Below are 22,262 nucleotides of genomic sequence, written 5' to 3'. Positions count from 1 at the left end.
TCACTTAAGCTTTAGGGTTTCGCAGCACCATTAAACGAAGTTCAGTCATGTCTTCAATCGCATAGCGAATACCTTCACGGCCCAAGCCTGATTCTTTTACGCCGCCGTAAGGCATGTTGTCAACTCGCCAACTAGGCACATCACCTATTACAACGCCGCCAACTTCTAACTCATCCCATGCCTGATGGGCTTTGTAAATGTCACGGGTGAAAATACCAGCTTGCAGACCAAATTGACTGTTATTAACAGATGCCAATGCTTCATCAAAGGTACTGAACTTGCTTAAAACTGATACAGGGCCAAAGGCTTCATCAGCGTTTATGTCACAATCTACAGGTACATCTTCTAGTATTGCAGCACTTAGCATGGCTCCATCGCGCTTGCCGCCGCAAAGTAACTTAGCGCCTTTGCTAACCGCATCATTAATCCATGATTCTAAGCGTTTAGCCTCTGATTCGGCTATCATGGGGCCTATGAATGTATCAGTGTCTAATGGGTCACCTTCAACTAAACTACTTACCTTTTCAAGGTAGGCTTTTTTAAATGTGTCGTAAATACTTTCATGCACAATAACTCGCTGCACACTAATACAGCTTTGGCCACTTTGATAATAAGCGCCAAATACTATGCGCGTTATTGCATCGTCAATGTCAGTATCATGGTCAACCACGCACGCGGCATTGCCGCCTAGCTCTAATATAACGGGTTTTTTACCGGCTTTTGCTTTTAAGGCCCAACCCACATCAGGCGAGCCTGTAAAACTCAGTAGCTTAAAGCGCTCGTCAGTGGTGAATAAGTCAGCACCGTCACGGCTACAAGGTAAGACCGAAAATGCACCCTCTGGAAGGTTAGTTTCAGCCAGTATTTCACCAATAATAATTGAACCTATGGGCGTTCGGCTAGCCGGTTTGAGTACAAAAGCACAGCCCGCAGCAATAGCCGGGGCAACCTTATGCGCCGCTAAGTTAAGAGGGAAATTGAACGGCGAAATAAACGAACATGGGCCTATAGGTACTCGCTTGCTCATACCACTGTAACCTTTTGCTCGAGCAGTAATCTCAAGTTCAATTACTTCTCCATTTATGCGCACAGCTTCTTCTGCGGCAATTTTGAAGGTGTCGATTAAGCGCGTAACTTCGCCTTGTGCGTCTTTAATAGGTTTGCCCGCTTCAATACAAAGTGCATAGGCAAGTTCATCAAAGCGCTCTTTAAAGCGAGTCACGCAGTGTTCCAATATTGCTTGGCGTTCATAGGCGGGCATTTTATTGAGCGCAGGCTGCGCCGCCTCAGCAGCGGCTATAGCTTTGTCAATTACTTGTGCATCGGCAAGGGCTACCTTTGTTGCGCACTCACCGGTGTATTTGTTGCTCACTTCTAGGTCACTATTGGCAAATACAGCTTTGTTGGCTAAATAGTATGGGTAGCTTTCAGCTAATTTCTGTTTACTAAAATCGGTCATGTCATCTCCTTTGCTTTACAGTTTTGCACTTAAATCGCGAATTTGAACATTTAAGGTTTCATCGTTTAGGCTGTAGTCTACAGGTAGGTCAATCAGGTGAACGGCAGGTTCAGCTAAGCATTTCTCAAGCACACTTTTTAGCTCACCTGCTGACTCAATGCGCCACCCTTTTCCGCCATAGCTCTCAACATACTTCACAAAATCAGGATTGCCATAATCTAGGCCATAGTTATTAAAGCCCATGTTACTTTGTTTCCACTTGATCATGCCGTAGGCATCATCGCGCAGTATAATCACAACAATATGTAAGTTGAGTCTAACGGCGGTTTCAAGCTCTTGGCTGTTCATCATAAAACCACCGTCACCACATACGGTAACAACTGAGCGTTCAGGATAAACAAGTTTTGCTGCCATAGCCGAAGGCAGCCCAGCGCCCATGGTTGCTAGGGCATTGTCTAATAGCAGCGTATTGCGCAGCGCAGCAGGGTAGTTTCGTGCAAACCAAATTTTATATACGCCGTTATCAAGCGTGACAATACCGTCTTTGGGCATGGCTGAGCGCACGTCTTTTACCATTCTTTCAGGTAACACCGGGAAGCGGTCGTCATCTTCAGATGCTTGTTTGTGTTCAATATATGCATCATGTACATCACTGTAAAAATCTAGCTGCCATTTACAGTTTGCATCTATAGATTGGTTAATTTGCCATATGCTATTGGCTATGTCGCCCACTACTTCAAGTTGCGGGAAATACACAGGGTCAACCGCTGCGGTCTCAAAATTAATATGAATAACTTTTTGGCCGCCAGCCTCCATAAAGAAAGGGGGTTTTTCTACTACGTCATGGCCCACATTTATAATAAGATCTGCTCGGCTTATTACGCGGTGCACGAAGTCGCCCGAAGAAAGCGCGGTATTTCCCATAAACTTCTTATCTGTTTCATCAAGCACGCCTTTACCCATTTGAGTAGTAATAAATGGGATTCCTGTTTTATCAACAAATTCGCGTAGCATTTTTGATGTAAGTTTTCTGTTCGCTCCGGCGCCAATAAGCAATACCGGAGACTTCGCCGCTTCTATCATATCAACCGCGGCTTTAATAGACTTGTACTCGGCAATGGGGCGTCGAACCGCACTTGGAGCCAATAAGGGGGCAGAAGTATGCTCATCGGCAATATCTTCTGGTAATTCAATATGTACCGCACCTGGGCGCTCTTCACTGGCAATTCTAAAGGCCTCACGCACTACCGAAGGAATGCGATCACCGCTGACCACTTGCGTAGTGTATTTAGTAATAGGGCGCATCATGTCAACTACATCAATTACTTGGAATCGCCCTTGTTTGCTTGTTTTAACTGGCTTTTGCCCGGTTATCATAAGCATGGGCATAGCACCTAATTGGGCGTAGGCAGCCGGTGTTACAAGGTTCGTTGCGCCGGGGCCAAGGGTTGATAAACACACGCCTACTTTGCCAGTTAATCTGCCGTAGGTTGCGGCCATAAAGCCAGCGCCTTGTTCATGGCGTGTAAGAATCAGTTTTATTGAAGAATTGCGTAAGGATTCAAGTAAATCGAGATTTTCTTCGCCTGGGATACCGAAGATATATTCCACACCCTCTGCTTCGAGTGCTTTAACCATTAAATCAGATGCTTTCATTTGCGTCCCTTTCTTTGAGTATGGTGTTGAATGTAGATTAACTACGTAGTTAGATCATTATTCGATTACCTTAACATAGTCTTTTGTGGTTTCTTATTCGGTTTTCATCAAATAAATAACCACATAGAGAAGCGCATTTTCCAAGACCAATTAATAACTCACTGCCAACCTTGTAGCCATTGCTTATCATCTTTTAAATCTCGCCAGTTTATGCTGGTATTTTGTTTGCTCATAATTGCCTGAATTTCACAATGAATAACGATATTGTTTTCGTCAAATTCAACATCAACAATCATAAAGTGTTTTTGTTTTTTTATAGGATTTACCGCAGTCCATTTGCTGTGGAGTAATTTTTTAGGGCTGAGCTTCATTGGATTCATAATTAAAAACGGCTAAAAATAATATAATTACTTATACCGTTTTTTATATGGTTTAGCTCAAATGGGCAGGGGCTTTGTAATACTTTTATTTTCTAATATTAGAAAGGTTTAATAAAGGCTAGGCCAAACACGGTAGCATTTTCACCATCTATAAAGTCTATAGACAGGCTTGGTGCCAAAGAAAAGTGCTCAAAGTGGTATTCGTAGCTTAAATTAACGCGAGTAATATTTTCGCTGTGCGGGTGATATCCGCCAATCTTCTCTTCACCATAGCCTAATCCAAGTCTAAAATCGTGACCAAAGTGATAGTAAATAGAAGCGAGTTTTATAGTTATTCCGTCACCATGGTGGGCGTCATTTATTTTTTCATACACTAAGCCTGCACCAAAATGTTGACTAAACTTATACTCATATTCTAGCGCGTAAGTGAAGTCGGTTTCGCTGTCAGCATGGGTTGCCCCTAAAAATACACCAGGAAAATGCTGATAACCATCTTTGGCCTTGGCGTCAAAAGTAAATACAGTGCATAAAACAATAAGTACTACAATTGGGAGTGTATTCATTGAGATAAACCTTTTAATAAAATTACTGAAATAATTTATACGTTTACTCTTTATCCTACACAAAACCTGATTCTTTAGGGCTTGTCGTGCATTTATGCCAATTTAATTTTACTCAGCTATCACACTTACGCGTTTTAAAATTACATCCTCAACGGGTGAGTCACCTAGGCCAGTATCAGGGTCAACATGGACTGCAACACCAGCCATGGCATCGAGCACTTCTTGGCCTTCCATTACTTCACCAAAAACCGTATAGCCCCATGTTCTGCTTGGGTTCAAGTTGTCATTCTCTTTCATATTAAAGAAGAATTGGCGCTTAGCTGAATGAGGGTTGGTCATACGTGCCATCGAGATTGTGTAAGCGTCATTTTTTAAGCCATTACCTGACTCATTAATAATGGCGTAGTTAGATTTTTTTTCTTTCATGTTTAAATCATAACCGCCACCTTGCACAATGTAGTCAGCTACGATGCGGTGGAATAAGGTGTTGTCGTATTCTTTTTCGCGAACGTAAGTTAAGAAGTTATTCACGGTAATAGGCGCACGATCCCGCCTTAGCTCAACTACTATGTTACCCATGTTAGTTTCAAATTTTACTTTTGGGTAATAATTATCGCGCTGCACGGCCTCGCCTATGGGGCTTGACATACGTGGCTTTTCTTTTGCCTTAGACATCACTGGGTTAAGCGATGCTATGCAAACAAGAAGGAAAAGGGTGAAAAATTGGCGCATTGTAAGAATCCTTTTGATTTATGTATTTACTGTACCGTTAGCTATGCTTAATTGCCTTTAGTACTAAAAACTTAGTATCACTGGCTACCACTTTACAGCCGCCGAACAGCTTGGTTAATTTTACCCGATGATCAAGGTGCCGGTTACCCACTATTCTAAGCTCCCCACCTTCTTTCAGTACGCGCTTTGCATCTACAAACATTTGCCAGGCAATGTCGTCAATTACTGTGTTTTGCTGATGAAACGGCGGGTTACACAATACTACGTCAGCGCTGTTGTCGGGGAAATCATGTAAGCAATGGCTAATCACAAATTCGGCATTATTTGTACCACTGCTTTCCAAGGCACCGCTGTTAGCAAGCGTTTCCTTGGCTGAGGCAATTGCCATATATGATTCGTCTACAAATATAACTTTAGCCTGTGCTTGATTGAGCAATACCTGCGTACCTAAAATACCGTTACCACAACCCAAATCTATCACTACCTGATTTGGATTAATATGTTTTGGCATAGCTTTTAGCATGTAACGAGCACCAATATCTACTTGGTCTCGACAAAATACGTTGGCATAATTATGTAAATCAAAGTTAAGTTCAGCGTCACTTACTATATTTACAGGAAGTGATTCGGTGATAGCATCACGTTTGTCAGCAAAAACTAAGCGTGCTTTTTTACGCGCTAAAGAAGTACGAGTATTACTTAAGCACTTATCAAATACTTTTAGCGCTGAAGAGGTAATAAGTTTGACCATAGCCGCTGCAATTATTTGTGTTGAGTCATTCAATAACTTGTTTAGCTCAATGAGCAAAAACTCTAGGTATGACAGTGTACGCGGGACTTTGACTAACATGAGATCAATGTGTGTATTCGCGCTTTCTAATTGCGCTAACTCAAGAGCACTGTGAATGTTTACCGAGTTTTTATCTAAGTTACATGCCACTAGGTTTTTTAATATGCCGGTTTCACTCATGAATGAGTCAGTGTATACGTCAATACGGGCGTGTGGAGCCAACCTAGCCATAGCGCAGGTGAGTGCGCCAAAACTGTCGTTAACTATCACAATGTGTTTCGTGGACGCTAAATCTATATTTTCGACTACATGTGAAATAAGGTACTCATCACCCGCATCCCATGCGCGAAGGGATTTATCGAACTGATTAAGGGGAAAGCGTTTAAGTGAAAAAGATTCGTCAGCAATGTGCAAATGTGTATTGTTCAAGGGTGAGCCTAGCCTGAAGTAGTGTTACCCGTTATGTGTAGAGCGTGTCATCGAACTGTTCATAACAAGGCTAAAATTATTAACATTAATAATACCATGAACACAAGCCATCACAAAAGTGTAGAAAGTTGATGTGACCTGTACCAAAGGGAAGTTTAATTTAAGCTTAATCTTTGTTAGGATTGAAGTAGGAATTGGCTTTAAGTTGTTGTAGGCCAAATTATACTAAAAGGAATTATATGAAACACTATTTGTGCATAATTTTAATGTGCTTATTTATTATACCCCAAGCATATTCTACAGAAATCCCACTTAATGACTTCGTAAAACATGGTGACTACCTTAATATGGATTTGTCACCAGATGGAAAGCATATTGCAGCTCGAATTCGTGTTGAAGGGCGCGTAGTAGTGGTATTCCTTGATACTGAAAACTTAAAGTTAGTTGGCGGGGTAAAACCAAGAGCTAATGATGAGATTCATTCTGTTCGCTGGATTAGCAATGAAAGAGTTGTTTACCAATTTAAAGAAAAATTAGCCAACTTTGATCAAGCAGTAGCCACTGGCGAATTGTTCGCAACCAATATTGATGGATCACGCCGTGAAATTTTGTATGGTTTCAGAGCGGGTGAAAAACAAACAGGAACTCGGATGCAGAAGCGTGAAAGAACGCTTGCTTCGCCCGAAGTTATCAGCACCTTAGTAGAGCAAGAAAAATATATCTTGATTGCTGAATATCCCTGGACACTTGATAAAAACGTTTATAGAAATAATCGTGAGCAAGAAACCATAATTACCATGTTAAATGTGTTTTCTGGTAAAAAGAGAAAGATAGAAGTTATACCTTACCCAGGCGCCACGCCATACGCGACTGAAACAGGTGAAGTCAGATACATACGATGGATTGATAATCAGGGTTATACTCAGTCGGCTTATCGCAAAAGCAATGATGACGAATGGACTGAAATTGATGCATTAAACAATGTGTATTTAGCGCCTATTGGTATTAGCAATGATGGTAGCAAAGTGTTCTTTACCGGAAACGTAGGTGAAAAAAGATTAGCCACGGTATATGTGCTTGATTTGCAAACGGGTAAATACAATCAGGTCTTTACTGATATGAATGCTGATATTGAAAGTCTTATGTTCGACCCAGCAACACAAATGCCCGTGGTAGGCATCTCTGCTCCTAACAAGCCTACTTACCACTATGCTGATCTTGAAAGCCAAACCGTTAAGCTGCACAAAGAACTCACCGCAAGCTTTCCGGGTTCTACTCTAAGAATAGAAAGTGAAAGTTTAGCGGCAAATTTAATGTTATTGCACGTAAGCAGTGATGTTAATCCGGGTGAGTACTATTTATTCAATACTGAAAAGCTGAGTGCGCAATTTCTTTGGGCGAATCGTTCATGGTTAGACCCTCGAGATTTAGCACCTACAAAAGCAATTAGTTACGAAACAAATGATGGCTTTACTATACATGGCTATTTAACATTGCCTAAAGACGCAAGTGAAAATAAGAAAGCCCCTATGGTAGTACTTGTGCATGGCGGACCGCATGGCATTAGAGATTCTTGGGAATTTGACAGTGAGGTACAACTATTAGCCAACAGAGGCTATGCGGTATTGCGAGTGAATTTCCGAGGAAGTGGTGGCTATGGTCAACGTTTCATGCGCGCAGGATATCGTGAATGGGGCGGGAAAATGATTCAAGATATTATTGATGGTACCCGCTACAGCATCGCCAATTTCCCTGTCGATGAAAACAGCATCTGCTCATACGGTGCAAGTTATGGGGGATATGCTGCGCTAATGCTGACTATAAGAGCGCCTGAACTCTACAGATGTACAATAGGCTATGTGGGGATTTACGATATGGATTTAATGTATAGCGATAGTGACGTGAGTGAGCATTTGCGATACGGTAAGGCCTATTTACGCAGAGCTATAGGTACAGACCCACAAGTGCTCGCTGAGTTTTCACCAATTAACCATGTAGCCAATATTAAAGCCGATGTAATGCTTATACATGGCGAAAAAGATTCTCGGGTATCAGTTAAAAACGCTGAGGCGATGGTTGAGGCGTTTGCTAAAGTAGGTAAAGATGTACCATATTTAAACTTCGATAAAAGTGGGCATGGTGTGTATGACGAAGCAGGAAGATTGCAACTATATACCGCACTATTAGCATTTTTAGATAAGAACTTAAAATAAATACTAGCATTTTACGATTGTTGAGTTACCTTGCACTACTGTTGTAAAGTGTAAGGTAACTATTAATTTTACACTGTAAAAGGCGCCGAGTGAGCAGTCCCAAAGATTCAACTAAACAGACAAACGAACGATTAGAAGATAGCTTGCACTCTTTGGTTTTGCCGATGCAAAACGCACACGTTGAATACTTTCCAAATTGGCTTACCCACAAGCATGCGAATGATCTACTAGAGTACTTTAAAAATGAATTAGCTTGGCAACAAGCAAGCATTCAGCTATATGGGAAAATGCACAAAATTCCGCGCTTACAAGCATGGTATGGTGACCCAAATACTGACTACGAATATTCAAAACTAAAAATGACACCCCTACCTTGGGATAATCGCTTAGCCAAAATGAAACAAGCTTGTGAGCAAACATGTGGCCATCAATTTAATTCTGCCTTGGCAAATATGTACCGCGATGGGAATGATAGCATGGGTATGCATGCTGACAACGAGCCTGAGTTGGGATTTGAACCTGTAATAGCCTCAGTCAGTTTAGGGCAGACAAGACGAATGAATTTTAAGCATATTCATAGTAAAGACACGCAACGTATTCAACTTGAGCCAGGTTCATTGCTTATTATGAAAGGGGCAACACAAGCAAACTGGCAACACGGTATAAATAAAAGCAAAACTCAGGTAGGCCTTCGCCTAAATTTCACTTTTCGATATGTTGTAAAACGCTAATAAATAAAAATGTTAAAGCCAATTCAATAAAGTGGTAACGTTAAACTTTTCTGCCATGCCATTAATAAAACGCTTAACTAGGCTACATTAAAGTGACAGCTGATACGCACAAATATTTACGGCACTGGCTACGTTCAATGAATCAATACTGCCGCTACCCGCAATGGTAAATGCTTGTGCTTTACAAGCAATTAGGTCTTCTCGAGGTACGCCGCGCGCTTCGTTGCCAAACAAATAACACTGGTGATTTGAAAAGCTCTTTGCGCTTACTAATTCCCCTTGCATATCTAAATACGCGAAGCGGCTAAAGCGTTGTTGCAAATCTTCTAATTTAACGCCTTGTTCTATAGAAACATGAAATATTGCCCCCATGCTTGCTCGCACTACCTTGGGGTTAAATGGATCTACGCTATTGCTGCTGAGTAATAATCTAAAATTTCCAAACCACGCCAAGGTACGAATAATAGTGCCAAGGTTGCCTGGGTCTTGTATTTCATGCAAATACACGCAGCGTTCTTTCGTATTGATTTGCGTAGTGTTAATAGGCGCGCTAGGCAGGGGGACACAAGCAACAATGCCCTGCGGACTTTTTGTATCGCTAATTTGTGCCATTTGCTTAGTGCTAACAAGCTGGGTTTTAAATGGGTGGTTTAACTGACTTAAAAGTTCAGTAAAACTATCAGTAAAATATATGGTGACATTGCTAAAAATGCTCGAAGCTTTGTTGGCCTTTATTAGTTCTAATATTAAATGCTCACCCTCTACCAAATAAAAGCCCAATTGTGTTCTGTATTTTTTTTGGTGGAGCTTTTTTAGGTCATCTAGTTTCATGTTCAGCCTGATAAAATAGTGTACGTAGGAATAATAACACGCAAACTTTTGTAATTAATCATTAAATTATTATGGGTATTTGCCTTAAACAATAACAAGCGCGTACAATAGTGTTTGTTTTAGCAAGGTAAATGGCAGAATCAATACATGGCCCGATCCAAAACCAGTAAAAAATGGTTAGACGAACACGTTAATGACCCATATGTAAAAAGAGCCAAGGCCGATGGTTACCGATCGCGCGCCAGCTATAAGTTAATTGAAATTAACGAAAAAGATAAGTTAATAAAGCCTGGCAATGTAGTAATGGACTTAGGATCAGCGCCCGGGGGCTGGTCACAAATAGTGGCGCCATGGGTAGGCAATGCAGGTACCGTAATTGCATCCGACATTTTACCTATGGACGGGATTGCTGGCGTTACATTTGTGCAAGGTGATTTTACCGAAGAAAGTGTTTACAACGAAATTCTGCATGAACTTAACGGCAATAAAGCTGATGTGGTGGTGTCTGATATGGCACCTAACATGAGTGGCGTAAACACGACTGATCAATACTCGTCAATCTATTTAGTAGAACTAGCGCTAGATATGGCTAGAAACGTACTTAAGCCAGGCGGTAGTTTTTGTGCAAAGGTTTTTCAAGGTGTAGGCTACGAAGAATATGTAAAAGATGTACGCACTTCATTTGATAAAGTACTGGTAAGAAAGCCAGAGGCTTCAAGGCCACGTTCCCGCGAAGTTTATATTGTAGCCAAAGGATTTAAAGGCTAACACTAAGCGCTATACGCAACATTTAGAATTATTTTAAACCTAAGAGAGTTAATTTGTGAGTCAAACCATTCAAGTAAGCATACATGACAAATTGCAAGAAGCTTTTTCACCACTTTATTTAGAAGTGCTAAATGAGAGTCATATGCACAATGTTCCAGCTAATTCTGAAACACATTTTAAAGTAACGGTAGTGAGCGATGCCTTTGAGGGCTTGCGTTTGTTGCAGCGCCATCGTGCTATTAACACCGCGCTTGAAGATGAATTAGCAGGCCCTGTGCATGCTTTAGCTATTCATGCATTTACTCAAGAAGGCTGGGAAAAGAAGCAAGGCATAAGCCCAGATTCGCCAAATTGTTTAGGCGGCGGTAAAAAATAATACATGCAAGTGTAATTTACATTTTGTTAAAAGAATTGTGCATTGGCATCTGTTACACTCGCGCCAATTTATGATCTAATATTTACAACCTAGTGGAAAAGTAATGTTTAATAATTTTAATGGTGCCCAAGGGAACGTCAAAAATGACGTTTTATCAGGCATAACAGTGGCTTTGGCATTAGTGCCGGAAGCCGTTGCGTTTGCGTTTGTAGCCGGTGTTGAACCAATGGTTGGCTTGTATGCAGCATTTATGATGGGTTTAATTACTTCAGCAATTGGCGGGCGACCGGGCATGATATCAGGCGCTACTGGCGCAATGGCCGTGGTAATGGTTGCGCTTGTTATGAATCATGGAGTGCAGTATTTATTTGCCGCGGTGGTACTGGCGGGGTTAATCCAAATATCCTTTGGCATATTTAAAATGGGTAAGTTTATCCGGTTGGTTCCATACCCTGTAATGTTAGGTTTTGTGAACGGTTTAGCTATTGTAATCTTTCTTGCGCAGCTAGGACAATTTGAAGTGCTCAATGCTCAAGGTGAGTGGGAATGGATGAGTGGTACGGCCCTTTATATGATGGCTGGCTTAATTGCGCTAACTATGGCAATTATTTATCTATTACCTAAGCTAACCACCGCTATTCCAGCTTCACTTGTTGCCATAGTAACCGTTACTTTGTTAGTGACTTTTCTAGATTTAGAAGCTCGTACGGTAATTGATTATGTTCGCGATATGCTACCAGCAGACCAGCGTGATAGCGCTTCTTTAGCGGGTGAATTGCCTAGCTTCTCTATCCCAATGGTACCGTTTTCACTAGAAACTTTTTACATTATTTTACCTACCAGTATTATTTTGGCTTTAGTGGGCTTAATTGAGTCATTACTTACTCTAACCTTAATTGATGAAATGACCGATACTCGCGGGAAAGGCAACAAAGAATGTGTTGGCCAAGGTGTTGCTAATACGGTTAACGGCTTTTTTGGTGGTATGGGCGGTTGCGCCATGATTGGCCAAAGCATGATCAACATTAATTCAGGTGGCCGCGGACGTTTGTCAGGTATAACAGCAGCTTTAGTGTTGCTTGCATTTATCTTATTTGCTGCACCTCTAATTGAAATGATCCCACTGGCAGCATTGGTAGGGGTAATGTTTGTAGTCGTTATTGGTACCTTTGAATGGGCCTCATTTAGAATTATACGTGGCGTGAACAAAGAAGATGCGTTTGTACTATTTTTAGTAACTGCGGTTACGGTAATTGCAGATTTAGCCGTTGCAGTAGTGGTGGGTGTTATTGTTTCAGCACTTGTATTTGCTTGGAAACATGCGACTCATATTATGGTTCGCTCTCATACTGATAAAGATGGTTGGAAGGTCTATGATTTAGAAGGCCCGCTGTTCTTTGGTTCGGTATCTCATTTTAAAGATTTATTTGACGTGCAGAACGATCCAGAAGACGTTGTAATCGACTTTAACGAGTCTCGTATTTGGGATTCATCAGGTATTGATGCCTTAGATAATTTGGCTGACAAATACCAAGAAAACGGCAAAACATTACACATTAGGCACATTAGCCCTGAATGTAGAATCTTGCTTAAAAAGGCAGGCCGTTATGTTGAAATCAATGTAAACGAAGATCCGCGTTACAAGGTCGCCACAGACTCCCTCGGATAAGTAAGATAAAGCTAAGTCAGAATAATTTTAATACTGGCTTAGCTACTTACAACCGTGTTACGCCCCATGCTTTTTGCTTTATAAAGACGTTCGTCGGCTAGTTGATACACTTGCGATAAATGACTATCGTCATTAGTCCAGTGTGATACGCCAATACTTACCTTAACACTTAATTGATGACCATCTATTTCCATACTGGACATGATCGCTTTACGCAAGTTTTCCGCTACTTGTGACGTTAAAGGCTCCTTGGTATCAAATATAAGCAAGCAAAATTCTTCACCGCCTAAACGAAAAGCACAATCATAATTGCCTTTAAAATTCGTGATGCGGCTCGACACTTCTTTTAACACCTTATCACCAATAATATGTCCAAACTGGTCATTAATACTTTTAAAATGGTCTAGGTCTAGTAGGAGCATAGCCACCCCTGTATCTTCTTTATGGGCGCGTTGACATAGTGACGAAAAGATAGATTCAAAATTCAAACGGTTATATAAATTAGTCAATGGGTCCAACGCGGCTGCATTTTGAAGCTGTTTTACCATAGACGCTCTTTTTGACTCATAGGTGTATGAAAGCCCCCAAATGGCTAGTATGCAAAACAGTATATTAAGTATGGCGATAAAAGGCACTGCGCCGTCACTATTTATATGTTTAGCATACAAAACGGCAATCCCAAGGCTAACAAAAACGGCGCTAAAGATGTTGCCTCGCTTGGTGCCGAGCAACAAATACGATAAAACAGGAATTATAAATAACCAAGAATAAAGCGAGGCTGAAAATTTGGATGCATATACACCGAAAAGGATAACCAAGTATAAGGTCGCTAAAAAAGCTGATGCCCAAAAATGAATGTTTTTAGACGTCTTATGTATCGACAATACGCCCATAGCAAAGCATATGGTAGCAAATTCCACAATTGCTAGAATATACAAACCTACTGACCAATTGTGTATTGTAAATATAGCACCCACCACAACAATAATAAGTAATAAAACTTTTAGTAAAGTGCGGCGATATTCAAATTCTGTTGCCCACAAATTGGCTTGCCTCATTTTTTTATATGTTCTTTATTTAGCATTTAAAAAGCATAGGAATGAAATCATATTTGATTGTTATTTATCGACCTATAAAATAAATCCTGAGCCAATGTGTCTGTTTTCATCATTGGCGACTTCACTAAATCGCTTTATTAGAACAATAAATAGCCAACTTAAGCAAGCTTTTATAAGTGAACTTCAAATAAGTATAGCTTGTTATTGTGTTTATTTTGTAAGATCATCCCCTTAATATGGGCTTGTATCCTTACGTGTGCAAAACTTACTAAATTTAAAACGATTACAGAAATGTAATTATGCAAAGAGAGATGCTAATGAGCAGTAAAGGGACATTATCAAAATGGATGTTATATCTTTTTAGCAGCGTTGGTTTAATAAGTGTAACCGTTGCCTTAATAGGGGCTTATTTGTTTTACAAGCAAACAAATTTAAGCCCAACAGAGTTTATTAATAAAGTTGCTAGTAAATCAGGTATCACTCAAGAGAATGACGAGCTTTTAAGTTCACAAGCAAAATACACTACCCGCTACCAATATTTAGCGCTTAATCAAACTTACCCTCGTATTTTAAACAAAGAATACAGCGTTGTTGAAAATCCTCACGAATATTTTATTCGTCATTTTGATATTCTCAAAGAAAGAAAAGAACGGCTCTATCTCAATTGTGAAAGCGTAAATTATTATAATAAGCTGGCATGTTTTCTATATTACGGTGAGTCTGATTACAGTGCATTTGAAAACTTGAAAAGCGGATTAATAGACTTCACTTTAGATGAGCCAAAAGAATCTGGATATTATGGTAACGGGTGGAGTTTCGCCTTCATCTACGATATCGCAAGAGCAGTAGCTAAGTTTGATAGCAACACTGTTAATCAGATTGACGATAGAATTGCTGTGGTTCTAGAGATATATCTTAAAAAACTCGATAGGGAGTCGGCATCCTTATGGCACGGGCGCGCATCTCTAGCGTCTACCGCATTTTTATTAGCCTCGGTCTTAGATTTAGATAAACCAAACAATAAAGTTTTGTACTCTAGGGCGTATGGTCATTTTTTAGATTTAATGAACGCAGTGGAAGCTTCAGGTACTTGGCCTGAAGGATATAACTACTGGATTCAGAATAGGGCGCATCTTGTTGTACTAGGATTAGCTGCGATGGTAAATCATCCCACCAGTGATCAAAAAGACAGGGCCTATCAATTACTTCTCAATATAGGGTATGCACACATATATTTGACCCGGCCTGATAACCAGATTGAAGGCTATGCTGATGAAGGCAGCCGAATAGATTTAAAAGAAGAAACGAGAAAAGTAATCGATGTTATTGCTAAAGTAACGGGTGATGTTCCTATTCTGATGTACTCAAATTGGTTAAAAAAATTGCATCCACGGGCCTCTTATTTTCGCGACTATCGATGGATGACTCCTTACTTTATATCACCTGAATCTTACGTTCAAACAAGTGCAGTGTTAAAAGGCCCTGAGCAACATTTATCTGATTTTGAAGGATTATTACCAAACGCAAGGTTATTTGGGAAAGGGTATGCCAACCATGCAGTTATGCGCTCAGGTTGGGGAAAAGATGATACGTTTATAAGTTTCAGAGCAAGCAATGTATTTACTCACCATCAGCATTATGATGCGGGCCATTTTACGCTCTTTAAAGGGGCCCCCCTTATTTCAAACTCAGGTACTTATGGTGCTTATACCTCAGAACACCGTTTAAACTACTACGTTAGAACGGTTGCTAAAAACAGCCTGCTAATTATGCAGGAGGATGAACACAACAGCATTGTGAGTTCGGACATTAATGACGGTGGTCAGCGAGTGATTATGCCAACGGGCAGTTCAATAAGTAGTTACCAAGAGTGGCTTGAGAATATTACAGAAAAGGGCGATTTTTACTCGGTAAATTTACTTGATGAAAATTTTGCACAAAATGATATTCAATCAATTTCAGTTGATATTGCTCCTGCATATAATGATCGCTCGCTGATTGGTGGCAATACAAAGGCTGAAGAAGCAATCCGCCAACTCGTTTATCTTCCCAACGAAGATGCTTTGATAATCGCCGATTCGGTTAAAGCGGCATCTAAAGACTACACCGTTAAGTCACTATTTCACACTTATACGAAACCCGAGGTGTTTGGTAAAGAAAACGTGTTAGTGGGTACCGCTAGTAATGGCATATTAAGAAGTGACGCCACGCAATTTGAAGTACAAAACAAAGGCTCTAGACTATACGCTGACGTGTTACTGCCAATAAAACCAGCCTTGCAGCTGATAGGTGGTCCAAATTACCAATATTATGTTGATGTAGATGGGAGTGAAGATACCTTTGACGGCAAGAATATGGATGAAGGAGCGAAGTCTGATAGCTTCTACGAACTTCCATTGTGGCGCTTAGAGTTACTAGATGCCCAGAAAAATCCCACTTATCAATCGCTTGTGGTGCTGCAAGCGCGGGTTGAAGATGAAATTAAAAAAACAGTGCAGTATTACATGCGCAATCCAAAACTTGCCAGCTTTTCTGTAGGTGACACATTAGTGCTACTTGCTAATGATACTATTGATTATACAATTACCTTAAATCACAACATCAAAAGCGTTGTAGTGATGATGGGGGGAAGGCCTTTAAAGGTAAGAATGACAAGCAAAGGCGAATGTAAAGTATTTGAAAATGCGTCGCACACGGCAGCTCGCCAAGCGATTAATTTTACAAAAGGCACAAGTGTTAGTTTGTTTGTAAGTGCAGTTTATAACGGAGATAATCAATGCTAGTTGTGACGGGAGCGGCCGGATTTGTGGGCGCTAATTTGATAAAATTGCTCAATAGCTACGGTAGGCAAGATATTATCGCAATTGACTCATTTAAAAGCGATGAGCATTGGGGTAATTTAGTTGGTTTAGATATTTACGACTTTCTGGATTATCGCGATGGTGTAGATGCAATTATAACTAAACTGAGTGAGTGTAATATTTCGGGTATTTTTCATATTGGCGCAAATGCTGACGTAATGTGCCAAGACTTCAGCGTTATGATGAACGATAATTTTGTTCATTCTAAAGCCTACTTTGAATTTGCTAAACAGCAAAAAGTCCCGTTTGTTTTTGCTTCAACATCAGCGATATATGGATTAACTCGAAATTGTTTTGTAGATAAAGCTTCTGAAAAACCGCACAATATTTATGGTATGAGCAAACTGATGTTTGATAATTACTTGCGTGCAAATGACTTTACCGAGCTTAATAGCCGTGTGGTTTCATTGCGCTTTTTCAATGTATTTGGTCAAGGCGAATCACATAAAGGTCACAATGCCAGTATCCCGCGTAGATTTACTGAGTTTTTGCAAACCAAAGGCTTTATTGATGTGTTTGACGAGCAAATTGACCGTGATTACATTCATGTGGATGATTTATGCGAAATAATTTGGCAAGCATTTTCCTCAGATGAAGTCAGTAACGGTATATACAATGCAGGTTGTGGTACTCCCATATCACATCATGAAATTGCTGGTATTGCAGCGAAAGTGTTTTCGCAGAAAAACAATGTAGACGAGCAAGGCTTAGTTACCACTATTGCGCTCCCTGAAAATTTACAAAACAAATTTCAATTTTATACCTGCGCAATGGAAGTGCCCGAGTGGATTGCCAATAGGGCGACAAATAATAAAGAAAAAATCGCTAATTATATTGAGAGTCTTTTATGAAAAACAATGCCATTACGGTAAGGTCAAAGTCGCCTTTGCGCTTAGGTTTAGCCGGCGGCGGGACTGATGTTTCCCCATATTCAGAAGAGTTTGGTGGTTGCGTTTTAAATGTAACCATAGACATGTACGCCTACTGCACAATTGTTTTTCACCCTGAAGGCGACAAAATTAACTTTGTTGCAAAAGATTTACAAGTTGAGCATGAATATGAGCTTGATGCCGTTTTACCTCTGGGTCATCAACTCGATTTACATGTAGGTATTTATAACCGTGTAGTAAAGGACTATTGCGGTGGTAAGCCACTAGCAGTAGACATTACGACTTATTCTGACGCCCCCCCTGGCAGTGGTTTAGGCTCAAGCTCCACTATGGTTGTTGCGATTTTAGGCGCGTTCCAGCAATTGTTGAACTTGCCCTTAGGAGAATATGACTTAGCCAAATTAGCTTATGACATAGAGCGTAAAGATTTAGCTTTATCAGGGGGTAAACAAGACCAATACGCTACAACATTTGGCGGGTTTAATTTTATGGAGTTTTATGACGGAGACAAGGTCATAGTTAACCCGCTGCGCATAAAAGACCAAATTATAAATGAGCTCGAAAGCTATATTATGCTTTATTACACAGGCATTTCACGCTCTTCAGCCAAGATTATAGACGATCAGGTTAAAACCACCTCGTCAGCAGACAAAAAGCCTCTAGAAGCTATGCATAAAGTAAAAGAATTAGCGTATGAGCTAAAAGAGCAATTACTTATGTCTAATATATCTGAAATGGCACAATCGTTTAAAACCGCATGGATGGCAAAAAAATCAACTTCTTCATCTATTAGCAATGATTACATAGATGAAATAGAGACGCTTTCAGCGCAAGCCGGGGCTATTTCTATGAAGGTCTCAGGTGCAGGTGGTGGCGGTTTTATAATGATGTTTGTAGAGCCTACCAAGCGCCTCGATGTTATTAATGCACTAAAAGATAGCCAAGGCGAATTCTATCGATTTAAGTTTACAAATGAAGGTACACAAACGTGGAAAATATAAATTACTTTAAGCAACACATTGAAGATTCAATCGACATTAAAAAGAAAATATTGGCGTCAGATGAATTGCTTGAAAAAATACTTAAAGCTGGGCAAATTTGTTACAACGCCCATAAAAAAGGCCGCAAGGTCATTATTGCTGGGAATGGCGGAAGTGCCGCAGACGCACAGCACATCGCAGCAGAATTTGTAAGTCGTTTCGAATTTGATCGCCCTGGCTTACCGTCTTTGGCGCTAACTACTGATACGTCAATTCTAACTGCTATTGGCAATGACTACGGATTTGAAAACTTGTTTTCTAGGCAAATTCAAGCCAATGCGGTTGAGGGCGATGTGTTTATAGGCTTAAGTACTTCAGGGAATTCTAAAAACGTGCTTAAAGCATTTGAAGAAGCGAAAAAAATGGGCGTATTTACCATTGGTCTTGCAGGCGCTGGCGGCAAAATTCAAGACTTGGCTGATTTATGTTTGTCGATGCCGAGTACTCATACTCCTCGTATTCAAGAAGCGCACATTTTAGTGGGTCATATGTTATGTGCCTTTGTTGAAAAAATGTTTTTCCCCGAATACGACCCTGCCAATAAATAAGTGAGTTTTTATGACTAAGCCTTGTGCAATTGTGTTAGCGGGTGGTTTTGGAACTCGCTTAGGTGATATCACTAAAAGCACTCCAAAGCCTTTGGTTGACGTTGCTGGGCGGCCGTTTTTGGAGTTTGTATTAGACGCCTTAATAGAACAAGGCGTTGAGCAGGCTATTTTCTCGCTGTCGTTCTTAAAAGAGCAATTTATTGAGCATTTCGGGAAACAGTATAAGAGTTTACATATTCAATACGCAATTGAAGATGATCCGCTTGGAACCGGAGGCGGCATAAGTAATGCGATTCGTTGCGACAAGCTAAAGCATCAACATTACTTGGTGGTTAATGGTGACACTAGCGTAGAGTTTGATTTAGCCAAAATGCTAAGCATACACACTCGCCAGCACGCACATTTAACAATGCTGACTCGTTATATGGATGATACTGATCGCTATGGGCGAGTTGAAACTCATGAAAACATGCTAACGGGCTTTGCTGAAAAGCAATCAGGTGCCTCAGGTAGTATTAACTCGGGTATATACTTAATAGATAACGCGCAATGTAAGCTTGACGAGATTGACGGCGTGTATTCATTTGAGAAAGATTATTTAGAGAAATATGTAGGGCAGGGCAATTTCAGTTTTGCCCAAGCCGATGGATATTTTATAGATATTGGTATACCCGCCGACTTGGCCCGTGCAAAACGGGATTTTGCTTAGTTGTTTTAATAAACTTACAGCAAAGTCATCATTTAGATGATTTTGCTGTAATTTGCACAGCTTCCTCGCCTTCAGATTTACCATCACTGTTAATATCTATATTCTCGTACAAACTTGGGTTCTTAGACTCCCTATGCAATAAGGCTGACAGAATCACGATCATGTAAAAGAGGTCAAAGAAAGCCGCGTTCAACAATGCGCCTGAAATAGAGAATACGGTGAGAGACAGCTTACCTGCTACACATATATCACTGTACAGTTGATTCTTTCGTTTCTTAAAGTGTTTTTCCAAGGCTAAGAACCTGAAATAGCTTGATATCAGTAAAGTTAAAAACAGCGCTAAACCAACAAAACCATGTTGCCCCATCATTTGAAAATAAATACTGTGTACGGCTCTTGATTGCTGAAAATACATCCCCTCGCGTTGCTCAGACGCGTATGATAGCCAAATAGCAGACCCTACTCTGTAATAATGGTATCCCGCACCTGTAATGGGGTTTTCCTTTGCAATGTTGTAGGCAATGTCCCAAGCCTGGAATCTTTGGTTCGCCGAGCTATCTTCATTGTAGGTATTGATTGTATCCAGTCGATTGGTTAGCTTCTCTGGTAAAAACGGAATGGCAATAATAATACTGACAAACAGAAACGTAAAAAACTTGAGTCGGTGTCTGCTTTGAAACGCGCTGTACAATACTATAATAGCTAAACCAATGAAGCCGCCTCTAGAGTAGGTAAATGGAATGCAAATGATGGTCATTATGAACGTCACCCACAAAAGTATTCTATACATCTTGTTCCATTTCCCTACATTCATTCTATTTTTAATTAATACGAATAAAAAGGGCAAGACCATATTCAAGCCTAGTGCAAAGTGGTTGTTGTCGAATAAAAAGCTTGTTCTGGGGCCCTGTGCACGGAAAGAACCACCTGTTGATAAGGTAAAGAGGCCGCCTTTTACGCCTAACAAACCGATTGATAAGCCAATGATGGCAACATACCAATATATTTTGTGCGGACCGAAAATTAGCTTAGTTGAAATGGTAGCAAGAAGGGCTATCTTTAAAAAAGCTATCCACTGCTCCATGGCTTGCTCGGGCATCCAAGCGTTTAGCGTTGTGATTAAGCAGTGGAGCAGAAGCAGAACCATTAGAACAACTTGAAAATTGAAGTAAAATGGCATCTTGTCATTGGGCTTATTATTAATAAACAATGATACAAATAGTGCAGCAAATGTCATAGCGGCAGCTGGCATACCAAACATGAAGCCCCACGTCATTCTGTGAGGTGTCATCAAACTTATCCAGTTCCATGTCATAATCCCTATCCAAGGACGCTTAAACGTCCAAAATAGGGCGACTATTAATATTACGAGTATTAGTAAGTCTCTCACCGAACTGCCTCTTCAAACAAAGCATTCAACTCTTTTGATTTTGTTTGCCATGAAAAATCAGCCACTATATCGCGTCTTGCATTCGCGCCTAGCTTTGCTTGCATATTGGTATCATCAAGTAAGTCACATACTTTTATCGCAAATTGGCTAGCGTCATCCTCAATTAGCATATTTTGGCCATCAATAGCATTTATGCCACCAGTGGTTTTAGTGGTGCCTACTACTGGCATCCCTAAAGACCATGCCTGTAAAATTTTATTCTTTACGCCACTTCCAAAACGAAGCGGACAAACAAATACAGAAGCCTCTTGCACATATGTTCGTACGTCGTCAACAAATCCGGTTACCTCAATATTCGGTGACGCCAATGCTGAAATTGCTGGCGTGGGATTTTTACCCACTATTCTTAGCTTTGTTTGCGGGCGAATTTTAAGTATTTTTGGAAAGACTTCTTCGCAAAAAAACAACATACCATCTTCATTAGGCGCGAAGTCCATTTTACCCTCAAACACTATGAGATTAGGGTCTTTTTGTATGCCTTCAAGCGCGTTGTAATAATTTACATCAACGCCGTTACTTACCACATCACATGGCGTGTGTTTGAGCTGGCGCGCACATGCCTCTGCATCAGGGCTTGACGCGAATACTAAGCGCGTTGCTCGGCTAAACACTTCTCGTTCATAACTACACACCGTTTTATACCACTTGTAGTATTTTGCTTTATCTACTAATTTGGTGGCGGCTTTCAGGCGCCTCCAATAATCAAGCATGTAGTCATCTATAATATCAGCTACTACAGGTGTGTTTAGTTTTTCAGGCAGGGTAGTCATCATGCCTCGATACACCCAAATAAGATCATATTCATATTCGTTAATCAAATTTGGAAAACTGAGCTTTGCATCCTCGCTACTTCGAACTAAGCCTTCATAGGAAAATGGATTTAGCACTTTGTGTACAATGTTGTTGCTCGTGTCGTTTGCTTTCGGTTTTTCAAATTGAAATACCCGGTGAAATAATGGAGCTAGCTCTTCGGGCAACGGGGAAGTGTCGTAACAAAGCAGATCTATTTCATGAATTTTATAAAGTTCTCTGCAAAAATTAAAAACGCGTAGCTTTAGACCATGATCAAGTGGAAAAGGTAGGGCATCGGTCATCAATAATATTTTCAT

The 22,262-nt window shown here is 40.5% G+C and carries 20 protein-coding genes; 10 read left to right on the top strand and 10 right to left on the bottom strand.

Going from position 1 to position 22,262, the window contains the following annotated elements; genetic code table 11:
- Nucleotides 1-4: 4 nt before the first annotated feature.
- The 6 genes from ACOI22_RS07565 to ACOI22_RS07540 all read right to left on the bottom strand — a co-directional run bounded on the left by ACOI22_RS07565 (nt 5) and on the right by ACOI22_RS07540 (nt 6,009).
- The gene (locus ACOI22_RS07565; RefSeq protein WP_420671415.1) at nt 5-1,459 is read right to left on the bottom strand and encodes an aldehyde dehydrogenase family protein; all 1,455 of its coding nucleotides are present in this window, start codon (nt 1,457-1,459) and stop codon (nt 5-7) included.
- 15 nt (nt 1,460-1,474) lie between these two features.
- Complete coding sequence (locus ACOI22_RS07560) at nt 1,475-3,115, bottom strand: acetolactate synthase large subunit (RefSeq protein WP_420671414.1); 1,641 nt, start codon at nt 3,113-3,115, stop codon at nt 1,475-1,477.
- Between the two features lie 158 nt (nt 3,116-3,273).
- Nucleotides 3,274-3,495 (bottom strand): TIGR02450 family Trp-rich protein, encoded by a 222-nt coding sequence (locus ACOI22_RS07555; protein ID WP_420671413.1) that lies wholly within the window; start codon nt 3,493-3,495, stop codon nt 3,274-3,276.
- Nucleotides 3,496-3,593: 98 nt separating this feature from the next.
- A complete protein-coding gene (locus ACOI22_RS07550) occupies nt 3,594-4,058 on the bottom strand; it encodes a hypothetical protein (RefSeq protein WP_420671412.1) in 465 nt (154 codons plus the stop codon).
- Between the two features lie 108 nt (nt 4,059-4,166).
- A complete protein-coding gene (locus ACOI22_RS07545) occupies nt 4,167-4,790 on the bottom strand; it encodes a peptidylprolyl isomerase (protein ID WP_420671411.1) in 624 nt (207 codons plus the stop codon).
- A 37-nt stretch (nt 4,791-4,827) separates the two neighbouring features.
- On the bottom strand, nt 4,828-6,009 hold the full coding sequence (locus ACOI22_RS07540; protein WP_420671410.1) for a methyltransferase: 1,182 nt from the start codon (nt 6,007-6,009) through the stop codon (nt 4,828-4,830).
- Nucleotides 6,010-6,248: 239 nt separating this feature from the next.
- Between ACOI22_RS07540 and ACOI22_RS07535 the strand changes: the two genes are divergently transcribed.
- Nucleotides 6,249-8,222 (top strand): alpha/beta fold hydrolase, encoded by a 1,974-nt coding sequence (locus ACOI22_RS07535; RefSeq protein WP_420671408.1) that lies wholly within the window; start codon nt 6,249-6,251, stop codon nt 8,220-8,222.
- Nucleotides 8,223-8,311: 89 nt separating this feature from the next.
- Nucleotides 8,312-8,953 (top strand): alpha-ketoglutarate-dependent dioxygenase AlkB family protein, encoded by a 642-nt coding sequence (locus ACOI22_RS07530; protein WP_420671407.1) that lies wholly within the window; start codon nt 8,312-8,314, stop codon nt 8,951-8,953.
- A gap of 87 nt (nt 8,954-9,040) precedes the next feature.
- Here the strand turns inward: ACOI22_RS07530 and ACOI22_RS07525 are convergent, their stop codons facing one another.
- Complete coding sequence (locus ACOI22_RS07525) at nt 9,041-9,784, bottom strand: TrmH family RNA methyltransferase (protein ID WP_420671406.1); 744 nt, start codon at nt 9,782-9,784, stop codon at nt 9,041-9,043.
- A 147-nt stretch (nt 9,785-9,931) separates the two neighbouring features.
- On the opposite strand from ACOI22_RS07525, the gene rlmE reads away from it, so the two are divergent.
- The 3 genes from rlmE to ACOI22_RS07510 all read left to right on the top strand — a co-directional run bounded on the left by rlmE (nt 9,932) and on the right by ACOI22_RS07510 (nt 12,597).
- Nucleotides 9,932-10,552 (top strand): 23S rRNA (uridine(2552)-2'-O)-methyltransferase RlmE, encoded by a 621-nt coding sequence (gene rlmE, locus ACOI22_RS07520; protein ID WP_420671405.1) that lies wholly within the window; start codon nt 9,932-9,934, stop codon nt 10,550-10,552.
- A gap of 55 nt (nt 10,553-10,607) precedes the next feature.
- Nucleotides 10,608-10,928 carry a BolA family protein gene (locus tag ACOI22_RS07515; RefSeq protein ID WP_420671404.1) on the top strand — a complete coding sequence of 107 codons (321 nt, stop codon included), beginning with the start codon at nt 10,608-10,610 and terminating at the stop codon, nt 10,926-10,928.
- A gap of 103 nt (nt 10,929-11,031) precedes the next feature.
- Complete coding sequence (locus ACOI22_RS07510; protein ID WP_420671403.1) at nt 11,032-12,597, top strand: SulP family inorganic anion transporter; 1,566 nt, start codon at nt 11,032-11,034, stop codon at nt 12,595-12,597.
- Nucleotides 12,598-12,635: 38 nt separating this feature from the next.
- Here ACOI22_RS07510 and ACOI22_RS07505 read toward each other — a convergent pair whose 3' ends face one another.
- Nucleotides 12,636-13,655: a diguanylate cyclase gene (locus ACOI22_RS07505; protein ID WP_420671402.1), complete on the bottom strand. Its 1,020-nt coding sequence runs from the start codon at nt 13,653-13,655 to the stop codon at nt 12,636-12,638.
- A gap of 317 nt (nt 13,656-13,972) precedes the next feature.
- On the opposite strand from ACOI22_RS07505, the gene ACOI22_RS07500 reads away from it, so the two are divergent.
- The 5 genes from ACOI22_RS07500 to ACOI22_RS07480 are packed head-to-tail and all read left to right on the top strand — an operon-like array spanning nt 13,973 to nt 19,703.
- Nucleotides 13,973-16,438: a hypothetical protein gene (locus tag ACOI22_RS07500; RefSeq protein ID WP_420671401.1), complete on the top strand. Its 2,466-nt coding sequence runs from the start codon at nt 13,973-13,975 to the stop codon at nt 16,436-16,438.
- A complete protein-coding gene (locus tag ACOI22_RS07495) occupies nt 16,432-17,367 on the top strand; it encodes an NAD-dependent epimerase/dehydratase family protein (RefSeq protein ID WP_420671400.1) in 936 nt (311 codons plus the stop codon). The genes ACOI22_RS07500 and ACOI22_RS07495 overlap by 7 nt, the downstream gene beginning before the upstream one ends.
- Entirely contained in the window at nt 17,364-18,407 is a 1,044-nt protein-coding gene (locus ACOI22_RS07490; RefSeq protein ID WP_420671399.1) for a dehydrogenase, read from the top strand. The genes ACOI22_RS07495 and ACOI22_RS07490 overlap by 4 nt, the downstream gene beginning before the upstream one ends.
- Nucleotides 18,395-18,994 (top strand): D-sedoheptulose-7-phosphate isomerase, encoded by a 600-nt coding sequence (locus ACOI22_RS07485; protein ID WP_420671398.1) that lies wholly within the window; start codon nt 18,395-18,397, stop codon nt 18,992-18,994. Before ACOI22_RS07490 ends, ACOI22_RS07485 begins: the two co-directional genes overlap by 13 nt.
- Nucleotides 18,995-19,004: 10 nt before the next feature.
- On the top strand, nt 19,005-19,703 hold the full coding sequence (locus ACOI22_RS07480) for a sugar phosphate nucleotidyltransferase (RefSeq protein WP_420671397.1): 699 nt from the start codon (nt 19,005-19,007) through the stop codon (nt 19,701-19,703).
- 28 nt (nt 19,704-19,731) lie between these two features.
- Here the strand turns inward: ACOI22_RS07480 and ACOI22_RS07475 are convergent, their stop codons facing one another.
- Entirely contained in the window at nt 19,732-21,093 is a 1,362-nt protein-coding gene (locus ACOI22_RS07475) for a putative O-glycosylation ligase, exosortase A system-associated (protein WP_420671396.1), read from the bottom strand.
- A complete protein-coding gene (locus ACOI22_RS07470) occupies nt 21,090-22,262 on the bottom strand; it encodes a glycosyltransferase family 4 protein (RefSeq protein WP_420671395.1) in 1,173 nt (390 codons plus the stop codon). Before ACOI22_RS07470 ends, ACOI22_RS07475 begins: the two co-directional genes overlap by 4 nt.

It is taken from the genome of Glaciecola sp. 2405UD65-10 (genome assembly GCF_048820975.1).
Lineage (GTDB): Bacteria > Pseudomonadota > Gammaproteobacteria > Enterobacterales > Alteromonadaceae > Glaciecola.
The sequence above is the reverse complement of the archived record's forward strand: the minus strand, read 5'-3'. Positions and strand labels throughout refer to the sequence as shown.